This window comes from Curtobacterium flaccumfaciens UCD-AKU (assembly GCF_000349565.1).
In the GTDB taxonomy this organism is placed as follows: domain Bacteria; phylum Actinomycetota; class Actinomycetes; order Actinomycetales; family Microbacteriaceae; genus Curtobacterium; species Curtobacterium poinsettiae.
The window spans coordinates 1-11,109 of record NZ_APJN01000003.1 but is presented as its reverse complement, the minus strand read 5'-3'; the positions used below and the strand labels follow the sequence as shown (position 1 = coordinate 11,109).

The following is an 11,109-nucleotide window of genomic DNA, read 5'->3' as shown; positions in this document are numbered from 1 at the left end:
CGGGCCTCCCGTCCGTCTGCGTGCTTCGTCGCACACCGAATGAGCAGAAGACGCCGGGTGCCCTGGGGCGACCCGACGTCTTCTGCGCACTCGGTGCAGCGTGGTGCGGCCTAGCGGCGCGACGCCTTCACGGGGACGGTGAAGATGTTGCCGGTGGTGACGCCCTCTTCGACCTCTTCCAGGGTGCGGCCGCGGCTCTCCGGCACGAACTTCCAGATGAAGAGCAGGGCGAGGAGCCCGACGATCCCGAAGCCGAAGAACGTCCCGGTGATGCCGGTCGCGGCGACGATGGTCGGGAAGTACAGCCCGAGGAACGCGTTCGCGATCCAGAGGCAGAACACCGAGATGCCCATGCCGAGCGCGCGGATCTGGGTCGGGAAGATCTCGGACAGGACGACCCACACGGCGATGTTGAGGAAGGTCTGCATCGAGCCGACGAACGCGACGACCAGGAACAGGATCACCCACGGACGAGCGGGGTTGCCCTCGGGCAGTGCGACCGACGCGATGCCGATCAGGAAGTGGCAGGTCGTCGTCAGCGTGAACCCGAGGATCAGCGTCGTCCGGCGGTTGATCTTCTCCATGTTGTACAGGGCGATGACGCCACCGACCACGGCGATCACACCGGGTGCGATGTTCGCGATGAGGGCTGCCGATGCCTGGAACCCGGACTCGATGAGCACGGTCTGGCCGTAGTACATGATCGAGTTGATGCCGGTGAGCTGCTGCGCGACGCCGAGTCCGGCGCCGATGAGCACGATGCGGATGAGCCACTTGTTCCCGCGCAGCGTCTGCCACCCGCTGACGCGCTCGACCTTCGCCTCGATGTCGTTGCTCCGCTTGATGTCGTCGAGCTCGGCACGGGCACGGTCGGTGGTCCGCACCTGCTCGAGGACGGAGAGTGCTTCGTCGTAACGGTTCTTCGACGCGAGCCAGCGCGGCGACTCCGGCACCCGGAGCATGCCGACGAAGAGGGCGATCGCGGGGAGCGCGCAGACGGCCAGCATGACGCGCCACACCCCGTTGCCCTCACCCCACACGCTGCCGATGACCGCGTTGACCACGAACGCCGCGAGCTGGCCGATGACGATCATCAGCTCGTTGCGGCCGGACAGGGATCCGCGGATCTCGTACGGGGCCAGTTCGGCGAGGAAGACGGGCACCACAGTCGACGCGCCACCGACCGCGAGGCCGAGGAGCACACGACCGATGACGATGACCTCGAACGTCGGCGCGAACACGCAGATCAGCGTGCCGACGAAGAACGTGACGGCGAGCAGGATGATCGTCTTGCGGCGACCCCAGCCGTCGGCGATGCGGCCGCCGAGCATGGCACCGATCGCGGCGCCGAACAGCAGCGAGCTCGTGACGACACCCTCGGTGAAGTTGGTGAGGCCGAGCTCCGCCTTCATCGGGTTCAGGGCGCCGTTGATGACGCCGGTGTCGTACCCGAAGAGCAACCCGCCGAACGTGGCGACGAGGGCCAGCACGCCGAGACGTCGGCGGTGCGGCCCGGTCCCCAACGGGGGCAGTGCGACAGTCGGGGCTGTCGGTTTGATGTCGACCATTCGGTGACTCCTTCGTCGGTGATCGCGCGTCAGTGCGTGGACCGATCGTAACCCGATTCCATGTCCTGTCAATTGGACATTCTGTCGTCAGGTCGTTTGGATCGGTCCACAGAACACCTGATGAGGACGGGAGCGGTCCAATCTGCGATGCAGCGTCAGCGGTCGTCGTCGACGGGGCCGTCGCCGAGGACGTCCCCCAACGACGCCATGTCCGCACCGTGGTCGGTGTAGCGGCGGACGGTGCGTCGAGCGGCCGCACTGGCGGCGCCGGACAGGGCGGGGTTGCGCCGAGCGGCGTCGGCGACGCGGCCCGCGTGCCCCGCGGTCGAGAGCAGCACGTTCGCCAGCGCACGGGCGTCACCCCGCTCGGGGACCCCGGTCACGGTCCAGGCCGTGCGGACCTGCGCGTCCGGGGTGACGCCACGACGGGTGCCCATGCGGTGCCAGTCCGACAGCACGCCCTCGGTGCGCGAGGCCGCGCGGTCCGCCTCTCCCGCACGACGGCGGGCGGCGTCACGGGCGTCGGACTCGGTGTCCGTGCCCTCGACCGTGTCGTACCGGTCGGTGAGCCCGTCGGCCCGGCGCCGGACACTGTCGGCCCGTTCACGCGCCGCGGCGTCGTCACCACCCGCCGCTGCGATGCGGGCGGCGTGCGCGGCGGCAGCCGCGGCGAGGATCTCCGAACGCTCCATGCCCTCGACCGTAGCCGCTCCGACCGACACCGGCGGACCGTCCGTCGCGGTGGCGGGGCACCGCGACCAGCCGCGTTCCGCACTGAGCGACACCGCACGGGACGGCGCGCGCATGAGGTGTCGCTGAGCGCGAAACCGGCCCGGCGACCGGCCCGCGGCCGCAGCGCACGCACACGACGGACGGGAGGCCCGTGGCGGATCCGCCACGGGCCTCCTGTCCGTCAGGTGGGGGCGTGCGCTACTTCCGCAGCTCCAGGTACTTCGCGATGAGCGCCTTGGTCGACGGGTCCTGCGCGTCGAGCGCGGCCTGGTCGCCCTCGACGGCCGGCGTGACCTGCAGCGCCAGCTGCTTGCCGAGCTCCACACCCCACTGGTCGAACGAGTCGATGCCCCAGATCGTGCCCTCGGTGAACACGATGTGCTCGTACAGCGCGATGAGCTGGCCGAGCACGCTCGGGGTGAGCTCCGGCGCGATGATCGACGTGGTCGGCTTGTTGCCGGGGAACGTGCGGGCCGCGACGATTCCTTCGTCGGTGGTGCCCTCGGCGCGGACCTCGTCGGCGCTCTTGCCGAACGCCAGCGCCTTGGTCTGCGCGAAGAAGTTCGCCAGGAACAGCGTGTGCACGTCGGTGCCGGGCGCGACGCCCTTGCCGTCGCCGGTCTCGTCCTGCAGCGGACGGGCCGGGTTGGCGACCGTGATGAAGTCGGCCGGGATCAGGCGGGTGCCCTGGTGGATGAGCTGGTAGAACGCGTGCTGGCCGTTCGTGCCGGGCTCACCCCAGAAGACCTCGCCGGTCTCGGTGGTGACGGGCGAGCCGTCCCAGCGGACGCGCTTGCCGTTCGACTCCATCGTGAGCTGCTGCAGGTACGCGGCGAAGCGGTGCAGGTACTGCGTGTACGGCAGGACCGCGTGGCTCTGCGCACCGAGGAAGTTCGTGTACCAGACGTTGAGCAGGCCCATCAGGACGGGGACGTTCTGCTCGAGCGGCGTGGTGCGGACGTGCTCGTCGATGGCGTGGAAGCCGGCGAGGAACTGCTCCCAGTTCTCCTTGCCGATCGCGATGACGACGCTCGTGCCGATGGCCGAGTCGACCGAGTAGCGGCCGCCCACCCAGTCCCAGAAGCCGAAGGCGTTCTCGGGGTCGATGCCGAACGCCTCGACCTTGTCGAGCGCGGTGGAGACGGCGACGAAGTGCTTGGCGACGGCGTTCTTCTTCTCGTCGTCGGCGGCGTCGGTCAGGCCGAGCTCCTGCCACAGCCACTGGCGGGCGAGGCGCGCGTTCGTCAGGGTCTCGAGCGTGCCGAAGGTCTTCGACGCGACGATGAAGAGCGTGGTCTCGGGGTCCAGGTCCGCGGTCTTCTCGTAGATGTCCGCCGGGTCGATGTTCGACACGAAGCGGGCCTCGAGGCCGGGCTGGACGTAGGGCTTGAGCGCCTCGTAGACCATGACCGGGCCGAGGTCCGAACCACCGATGCCGATGTTGACGACGGTCTCGATGCGCTTGCCGGTGACACCGGTCCAGGCGCCGCTGCGGACCTGCTCGGCGAAGCCGTAGACCTTGTCGAGCGTGGCGTGCACGTCGGCGTCGACGTCCTGGCCGTCGACGGTCAGGGGCGCGGCCGGCACGAGGCCCTCGGTCGCCTTCGGACGACGGAGCGCGGTGTGCAGCACGGCGCGGTCCTCGGTGACGTTGATGTGCTCACCGGCGAGCATCGCCTGGAAGCGCTCGGCGACGCCGGTGTCCTTGGCGACCTGCAGCAGCGCGGCGAGGACCTCGTCGGTCACCAGGCCCTTGGACAGGTCGACGGTCAGGTCGGCAGCTTGGAAGGTGTACTGCTCGGCACGACCGGGGTCGCTGTCGAACCACCCTCGCAGGTCCGGGGTGAAGCCGGCAGCGATGCTGTCGAGCTTCTTCCAGCCTTCGGTCGATGTGGGGTCGACGGGAGCGGATTCGGTCACTTCGGTCCTCCTGGGGATCACGTTCGAGACGTACAGCCCGCGGGTCACGCAGCGCTGCGTCGCGGACCGTCTTCGAGCGTAGTGCGCTCCGGCAGGTGGTGCGCACAGTCGGACGGGAGGCGCGGCTCGCGTTCGCTGCGCGCGTCACGCCTCCCGGCCGGTCGCGTTCATCGCCGCGGTCGGCTTGCCGGGTTCAGGGCTGCGGTCGGCCTGCCCGGTTCACGGCTGTGGCCGGGTTCACGACTGCGGTGCGAAGCGGCGCAGGCGCAGGCTGTTCGTCACGACGAAGACCGACGAGAACGCCATCGCCGCACCCGCGAGCACCGGGTTCAGCAGCCCCGCCATCGCGAGCGGGATCGCCGCCACGTTGTACGCGAACGCCCAGAACAGGTTGCCCTTGATGACGCCGAGCGTCGCGCGGGACAGCCGGACGGCGTCGGCCACCACGGTGAGCCGACCGCTCACGACCGTGATGTCGCTCGCCGCGATGGCCGCGTCGGTGCCGGCGCCCATCGCGATGCCGAGGTCTGCGGCTGCCAGCGCGGCGGCGTCGTTCACGCCGTCGCCGACCATCGCGACGCTCCGGCCCTCGGACTGCAGCCGGCGGACGGTCTCGAGCTTCGACGCCGGGGTCGCGCGGGCGTGCACCTCGTCGATGCCGACCCGGGCGGCGACGGCACGTGCTGCGCCGTCGTTGTCGCCGGTGAGCAGGACCGGGCGCAGGCCGAGCGCGCGGAAGCGGGTGATCGCGTCGGCGGCCTCGGGCTTCACGGTGTCGCCGACGACGACCACGCCCAGGGCGCTGCCGTTCCGGGCGACGACGACCGCGGTGGCCCCGTCGGCCTCGGCGCCGTCCACGGCGTCGGCGAGCACCGGCGGCAGGGTGATCGACCATGCGTCGGCGAGCCAGCGGGTCGTGCCGACCAGGACGACGTCACCGTCCACGACGGCCTGCACCCCGGCACCGGCGGCGGCGGTGAACTGCTCGGCCGCGGGCAGGTCGGTGGCCCGGGCGCGGGCCGCGGTGGTCACGGCGCGGGCGACGGGGTGCTCCGAGCCGTCCTCGACAGCGGCGGCGAGCCGGAGCACGGCGTCCTCGGTCTCGTCGACGACGGTCACGGACCGCAGGGTCATCGACCCGGTGGTGACGGTGCCGGTCTTGTCGAGCACGACGGTGTCGACGCCGCGCGTGCGCTCGAGCACTTGCGGGCCGCCGATCAGGATCCCGAGCTGCGAGCCCCGACCGGTGCCGACCAGCAGCGCGGTGGGCGTGGCGAGCCCGAGGGCGCACGGGCACGCGATGATCAGGGTGGCGACGGCGGCGGTGAAGGCCGCCGTGACCGAGCCGCCGAGCACGAGCCAGCCGACGAAGGCCAACACGGCGAGCGCGATGACGATCGGCACGAAGACGCCGGACACGCGGTCGGCCAGGCGCTGGACCTCGGCCTTGCCGGTCTGGGCGTCCTCGACCAGGCGCCCCATGCGGGCGAGCTCGGTGTCGGCACCGATGCGGGTGACGGCGACGACGAGTCGGCCGCCGACGTTGATCGTGGCGCCGGTGACCCGGTCGCCCGGTCCGACCTCGACCGGCACGGACTCGCCGGTGAGCATGCTGCGGTCGACGGCCGAGGAGCCGTCCTGCACCAGGCCGTCGCTCGGGATTCGCTCGCCGGGTCGCACGACGACGACGTCGCCGACGACGAGGGACGAGGTCGGCACGCGGTGTTCGGCACCGTCGCGCAGGACCGCGGCGTCCTTCGCACCGAGTTCGAGCAGCGCCCGGAGTGCGGCACCGGACTGCGTCTTCGCACGGGCCTCCATGTACCGGCCGGCGAGGATGAACACCGTCACGGCGGTCGCGACCTCGAGGTACAGGTCGGCGGCCTCGGGATTGGTGGCGAACCACGAGAACGTCATGTGCATGCCGGTCGTGCCGGCGTCCCCGAGGAACAGGGCGTACAGCGACCACCCGAACGCGGCGAGGACCCCGACGCTCACCAGGGTGTCCATGGTGGCGGCACCGTGGCGTGCGTTCACCCACGCGGCACGGTGGAACGGGAGCGCTCCCCAGACCGCGACGGGTGCCGCGAGCGTCAGGGCGAGCCACTGCCAGTTCGGGAACTGCAGGGCCGGCACCATCGAGAGCACCACGACGGGCACCGCGAGCACGGCGGACACGACCAGGCGTCGTCGCAGCGGTTCCGCCCGGTCCTGGTCGGCCGTGGGCTCGGCGTCGGCGGCAGCGGGCGGTGCCGGCACCGTGGCGCCGTAACCGGCCGACTCCACGGCGGCGATCAGCGACTGGGGGTCGGCGGTACCGTCGGCCGCGACCTGCACCTGCGCCTTCTCGGTGGCGTAGTTCACGGTGGCGGTGACGCCGGGCAGCTTGCCGAGCTTTCGCTCGATGCGGTTCGCGCACGAGGCGCAGGTCATCCCGGTGATGTCGAGTTCGACGGTGCGGTCCGTCACGAGCGCGCGACCTCGTAGCCTGCCTCGGCCACCGCGGCGTGCAGGGCGTCCGCATCGACCGGCGCCGCGGAGCTGACGGTGACCTCGGACGAGCCGCCGGGGACGAGTCGGACGTCGACGCCCGTCACCCCGTCGACCTCGGAGAGTTCCTCGGTGACGCTCATCACGCAGTGTTCGCAGGTCATGCCCTCGACGAGCAGCGTCTCGGTGGTCATGGTGTCTCCTTCTGGTTGATCGATCGTCAGGGGTCAGGAGCGGACGAGCCGGGCGATCGCCTGGCTGGCCTCGCGCACCTTCTCGTCGGCGGCGTCCCCGCCCTCGGCGACGGCCTCGGCGACGCAGTGCGCCAGGTGGTCTTCGAGCAACGACAGCGCGACGCGTTCGAGCGCCCGGTTCGCCGCGGATATCTGGGTCAGGACGTCGATGCAGTACGTCTCGTCCTCGACCATCCGCGCGATCCCGCGCACCTGCCCCTCGGCGCGACGGAGTCGCTTGAGCAGGTCGTCCTTGTCGCCGATGTACCCGACGTGTTCGTGCATGTCCGCCTCCACCGTTCTCAATACGGTACCCCCCTAGGGTATTCCTTTCCTTGTCCGGTGCAACTGGTGGCATGATCGGCGCATGGACCCCTCGACGACGAACGGATTCCGCCGGCTGCGGTTCTCCGACGGTGAGGGTTCCGACTACTCCGAGATCTTCGCCGCGGAGTACGGCGGCTCGGACTTCGCCTCGGAGACCTTCGCCACCGACGACACCCGGTACGAGTACACGGTCGTCGGCGACGACGACCTGTCACTCCGCACCATGCGTGCCGAGGGCGGGCGACGCGGCGGGGTCATCGGTGTGCGGGACGACCACGTGGTGTTCTGGCTGACCAAGGGCCGGCTCGAGATGCACTTCGCCGACCGCACCCGCGTCGTCGAGCCGGGCAGCCCGTACATCGCCTCGGCGTCCGAGGCGTACCGGTTCGAGTCCGACGGCACCGTCTACAACGGCGTGCACGTGTCCGACCGCTTCCTGCGGAGCGTCGGCCGCGACCTCGGCTACCGGCTGCCGGACGGTCCGCTGCTGTTCGACCAGCAGGACGAGGTCATCGCCCGGCGTGAACCGCTCCGGCACCTCATCCGCGAACTCGGCCCGGCACTGGTCGACGACCGCGTGCTCGGCCCGATGCGGACCGCGCTGAACCGTCGGCTGGCCGTCGTCATCCTCGACACGTTCCCCATCCGCAACCGCGGCGACGACGTCCCCGTGGCGAACCGGCTGCGTGACGCCGTCCGGTTCATCGAACTGCACGCCGCCGAACGCCCCTCGATCCCCACCATCGCCGCCGCCTGCGGGCTCAGCCAGCGTGGACTGCAGGACGTCTTCGCCCGGACGCTCGACACCACTCCGCACCGGTTCCTCCGCGACCACCGCCTGGACCGGGTGCGGGAAGAGCTCCTGCGCGCGGACCGCGGCGGCGCGACTGCAGCGGACTGCCCGCTCGTGTCGTCGGGGATCGCCGTGATCGCCCGGCGGTGGGGCTTCACGAACCCCGGCCGGTTCGCCGAGACCTACCGCGAACGGTTCGGCGAGGACCCGGCCACCACGAAGCGCGCGGCACTCGCGGCGCAGCCGGAGGCCGGCAGGGCGTCGTGGCGTGTCCGTCGTGCGGTGTCCTACATCGAACAGCACCTCGACGACCCGCTCACGCTCGACGACATCGCAGCCGCCGCAGGGGTGCTCCCCCGTCGGTTGCAGCAGCTCTTCCGCGAGGAGCGCGGCGAGTCCCCGATGGCCTGTGTCCGCGCCATGCGGGCCGCTGCCGAACGCAACGACGCGGCCGGAATCGGCGAAACGGCCTGACGGAACGCCCCGGGGGTACACGCAGATCCCCGGATTTCCGGGGATCCCTGGATTTTTCCCGAATCCGAGAAGTCGTGTGTGACGAATCTCTTCCACAGCCCGTCTCATCCGTGAACAGCAACCGCTGGGAACGCCCGGCGGGTCAACGGAAGGAATGAACCATGGCTGACACCACCACCCCCACCCCGGCCACCACGGCGACCCGTGCCACCTCGCACGCCGGCACCAGCGGCGTCACCGGCAAGACCGTCATCGACGACACCGTCGTGTCGAAGGTCGCCGGCATCGCCGCCCGCGAGGTCAACGGCGTGCACTCCCTCGGCAACGGCGCAGCCCGTGCCATCGGCGCCATCCGCGACGCGATCGGCCAGCGCGACTTCGGTCAGGGCGTCAAGGTGGAGGTCGGCGAGAAGCAGGTCGCCGCGGACATCGTGATCGTCGCCGAGTACCCGGTGTCGCTCCAGCAGGTCGCCGACGGTGTCCGCACCGGTGTGGCCCGTGCCCTCGAGCAGATCGTCGGCATGGAGGTCGCCGAGGTCAACGTGACCGTCCAGGACGTCTACATCCCGGGTGACGACGACGACAACGACGACGAGAAGAAGGAAGCGCGAGTCGCATGAGCAACACGCTGATCGGCGCCCTCATCGGCGCAGTCCTCGCCGTCGTGGCACTGCAGTTCGGGTTCTGGGGCTTCGTGCTCGTGATCGTGTTCGGTGCGATCGGGGCCCTCGTGGCCGCCCTCGCCACCGGTCGCATCGACCGCGGCGCCCTGACCGACGTGCTGACCGGACGCCGGAGCTCCCGGTGAACGCCGGCCCGGACGTCCCGGGCCGCGTCGAGATCACCGCACGCGCGCTCACCTCGCTGGCGCGGGCCGTCGCAGCCGAAGGGCTCGGCGCCCCCGCCAAGCGGGTGCGCGTCGGCCTCGGCGACGCGTCGGGAGCACTGTCCCTCGACATCACCGGGCCGATCGCCGCGAGCGACGACATCGTCTCCGGGTCGATCCGGATCGCTGACCAGGTCAAGGGCCGCGTGAGCGACCTGACCGGGCGCCGCGTCGGCAGTGCCCACATCGAACTCACCGGGATCGTGCGCGAGCACGAGTCCCGCGCCCGCTAGGAGGCCATCATGAGCAACGGTTCCGTCGAACGACGCATCCGTCGTCGGAGCGTGCACCGCTCCCGCTCCACAGCAGTGGCGGTGGCCCTCGTGGTGCTCGCCCTGGTGGCCGCCTGGATCGGCACCGAGTCGGTGCTCAGCGCCATCGGACGCCCACCGCTGGTCGCCGACCCCCAGACCGTGGTCGACACGGCGCTCCGCCCGGACGCCGCGTTCGTCACCATCGTCGAGGTCATCGCCGGTGTGCTCGTCTTCCTCGGCGTCGTGCTGGTCGTCCTGGCCCTCAAGCCCGGTCGCCAGCACCGATCGGTCGTCGAGCACGAGCGTGGTGCGGTCGTCATCGACTCCCGCATCGTCGCCTCCACCGCGGCGAACGCCGCCGGCATGGCGGCCGGCGTCCCCGAGGGGAACGCCTCCGCCACCGCCCGCGGCCGTTCCACCGAGGTCCGCATCGTCCCCGTCACCGGTGTGCCGGTCGACGAGGCGACCGTCCGCGCCGCCGTCGTGGAGCGCCTGAGCGGCCTCGACGAGCGTTTCGGCCGACGCGTCCGCGTCCGGGTCGAGGAGAAGGGAACCCTCGCATGACCAAGAGCAACCGGACCCTCAACCGGATCATCCTGTTCGTCCTCGGCCTGGTCGCCGTCGTCGTCGGGATCGCGATGGGCGCGGGTGTCCTGCCCGCCGTCCAGGATGCGCTCAAGCCGTACGTCGACCTCCCCCGCAGCCTCGACGTGCCCGCGTCCGCGCTGTGGATCGTCGCCGGGGCCGCGGCCCTCGTGGTCGTCCTGTCACTCGTGTGGGCGTCCACCCGCGGTGGTGGCGGCACGTCCGTCGCCGTCCGGGAACGCTCGGGCGACGACGCGGTCACCATCAACGTCGCACTCGTCCGGGACGTCGTCGAACACGAACTCGCGGGTGTCCGCGACGTGGTCGGCTCCCGCGTCGACACCTACCTCGTCCGCCGGCAGCGCGCCGCACGGATCCGTGTCGCGGTCCGCCGCGGCGGGGACGCCGTCACCGTGCTCGACGCCGTCGACCGAGCCGTCGCGGTCCTCGACCGCACCCTCGGCCGTCCGGTCCCGGTGCTCGTGCACCTGACCGGCGGTACCCGCTCCGCGCTCGCGAAGGCGACCCGCGTCCACTGACACCCGTCAGCCGGACGCACCCCCGGGCCTCCCGGCCCACCTCCACACCACCGGGCACACGCCCACCCACGAAAGGACCCGTCATGGGACTCGACGACAAGATCAAGAACGCCGCTCAGGACCTCGCCGGCAAGGCGAAGGAAGCCGTCGGCAACCTGACCAACGACGACGCCAAGGTCGCCGAAGGCAAGAAGGACCAGACCGCTGCGAGCGCGAAGCAGACCGGCGAGGACGTCAAGGACGTCTTCAAGAAGTAGGTCGCACGACCGCGTCGGGGCACCCGTCGAACGGGTGCCCCGACGCGGTCG

13 protein-coding genes are annotated in these 11,109 nt (G+C 71.0%); 7 read left to right on the top strand and 6 right to left on the bottom strand.

Annotated elements, in window-relative coordinates; all coding sequences use genetic code 11:
* Positions 1–110: 110 nt before the first annotated feature.
* The 6 genes from H489_RS20130 to H489_RS20105 all read right to left on the bottom strand — a co-directional run bounded on the left by H489_RS20130 (position 111) and on the right by H489_RS20105 (position 7,228).
* The gene (locus H489_RS20130) at positions 111–1,568 is read right to left on the bottom strand and encodes a sugar porter family MFS transporter (protein WP_017885420.1); all 1,458 of its coding nucleotides are present in this window, start codon (positions 1,566–1,568) and stop codon (positions 111–113) included.
* A 155-nt stretch (positions 1,569–1,723) separates the two neighbouring features.
* On the bottom strand, positions 1,724–2,260 hold the full coding sequence (locus H489_RS20125) for a hypothetical protein (protein ID WP_139179692.1): 537 nt from the start codon (positions 2,258–2,260) through the stop codon (positions 1,724–1,726).
* 238 nt (positions 2,261–2,498) lie between these two features.
* On the bottom strand, positions 2,499–4,220 hold the full coding sequence (pgi, locus tag H489_RS20120; RefSeq protein ID WP_017885418.1) for a glucose-6-phosphate isomerase: 1,722 nt from the start codon (positions 4,218–4,220) through the stop codon (positions 2,499–2,501).
* Positions 4,221–4,457: 237 nt separating this feature from the next.
* Complete coding sequence (locus H489_RS20115; protein ID WP_017885417.1) at positions 4,458–6,689, bottom strand: heavy metal translocating P-type ATPase; 2,232 nt, start codon at positions 6,687–6,689, stop codon at positions 4,458–4,460.
* On the bottom strand, positions 6,686–6,904 hold the full coding sequence (locus tag H489_RS20110; RefSeq protein WP_017885416.1) for a heavy-metal-associated domain-containing protein: 219 nt from the start codon (positions 6,902–6,904) through the stop codon (positions 6,686–6,688). Before H489_RS20110 ends, H489_RS20115 begins: the two co-directional genes overlap by 4 nt.
* A gap of 33 nt (positions 6,905–6,937) precedes the next feature.
* Entirely contained in the window at positions 6,938–7,228 is a 291-nt protein-coding gene (locus tag H489_RS20105; RefSeq protein WP_027466001.1) for a metal-sensitive transcriptional regulator, read from the bottom strand.
* An 82-nt stretch (positions 7,229–7,310) separates the two neighbouring features.
* Between H489_RS20105 and H489_RS36490 the strand changes: the two genes are divergently transcribed.
* The 7 genes from H489_RS36490 (at position 7,311) to H489_RS20070 (ending at position 11,058) form a co-directional block, all read left to right on the top strand.
* The gene (locus tag H489_RS36490; protein ID WP_017885414.1) at positions 7,311–8,537 is read left to right on the top strand and encodes a helix-turn-helix domain-containing protein; all 1,227 of its coding nucleotides are present in this window, start codon (positions 7,311–7,313) and stop codon (positions 8,535–8,537) included.
* Between the two features lie 161 nt (positions 8,538–8,698).
* Entirely contained in the window at positions 8,699–9,157 is a 459-nt protein-coding gene (locus H489_RS20095; protein ID WP_017885413.1) for an Asp23/Gls24 family envelope stress response protein, read from the top strand.
* A complete protein-coding gene (locus H489_RS20090; RefSeq protein WP_017885412.1) occupies positions 9,154–9,345 on the top strand; it encodes a DUF2273 domain-containing protein in 192 nt (63 codons plus the stop codon). Before H489_RS20095 ends, H489_RS20090 begins: the two co-directional genes overlap by 4 nt.
* On the top strand, positions 9,342–9,656 hold the full coding sequence (locus H489_RS20085) for a hypothetical protein (protein WP_017885411.1): 315 nt from the start codon (positions 9,342–9,344) through the stop codon (positions 9,654–9,656). Before H489_RS20090 ends, H489_RS20085 begins: the two co-directional genes overlap by 4 nt.
* Before the next feature lie 9 nt (positions 9,657–9,665).
* Entirely contained in the window at positions 9,666–10,241 is a 576-nt protein-coding gene (locus H489_RS20080) for a DUF6286 domain-containing protein (RefSeq protein WP_017885410.1), read from the top strand.
* On the top strand, positions 10,238–10,801 hold the full coding sequence (locus H489_RS20075; protein WP_017885409.1) for a hypothetical protein: 564 nt from the start codon (positions 10,238–10,240) through the stop codon (positions 10,799–10,801). Before H489_RS20080 ends, H489_RS20075 begins: the two co-directional genes overlap by 4 nt.
* Before the next feature lie 83 nt (positions 10,802–10,884).
* Complete coding sequence (locus H489_RS20070) at positions 10,885–11,058, top strand: CsbD family protein (protein WP_017885408.1); 174 nt, start codon at positions 10,885–10,887, stop codon at positions 11,056–11,058.
* The last annotated feature ends 51 nt before the right edge of the window (positions 11,059–11,109 follow it).

Bases quoted from the DNA above. Each gene is read 5' to 3' on its own strand.
- H489_RS20130 (WP_017885420.1), bottom strand. From the start codon at position 1,568: ATGGTCGACATCAAACCGACAGCCCCGACTGTCGCACTGCCCCCGTTG.
- H489_RS20125 (WP_139179692.1), bottom strand. From the start codon at position 2,260: ATGGAGCGTTCGGAGATCCTCGCCGCGGCTGCCGCCGCGCACGCCGCC.
- H489_RS20110 (WP_017885416.1), bottom strand. From the start codon at position 6,904: ATGACCACCGAGACGCTGCTCGTCGAGGGCATGACCTGCGAACACTGC.
- H489_RS20105 (WP_027466001.1), bottom strand. From the start codon at position 7,228: ATGCACGAACACGTCGGGTACATCGGCGACAAGGACGACCTGCTCAAG.
- H489_RS36490 (WP_017885414.1), top strand. From the start codon at position 7,311: ATGGACCCCTCGACGACGAACGGATTCCGCCGGCTGCGGTTCTCCGAC.
- H489_RS20095 (WP_017885413.1), top strand. From the start codon at position 8,699: ATGGCTGACACCACCACCCCCACCCCGGCCACCACGGCGACCCGTGCC.
- H489_RS20090 (WP_017885412.1), top strand. From the start codon at position 9,154: ATGAGCAACACGCTGATCGGCGCCCTCATCGGCGCAGTCCTCGCCGTC.
- H489_RS20080 (WP_017885410.1), top strand. From the start codon at position 9,666: ATGAGCAACGGTTCCGTCGAACGACGCATCCGTCGTCGGAGCGTGCAC.
- H489_RS20075 (WP_017885409.1), top strand. From the start codon at position 10,238: ATGACCAAGAGCAACCGGACCCTCAACCGGATCATCCTGTTCGTCCTC.
- H489_RS20070 (WP_017885408.1), top strand. From the start codon at position 10,885: ATGGGACTCGACGACAAGATCAAGAACGCCGCTCAGGACCTCGCCGGC.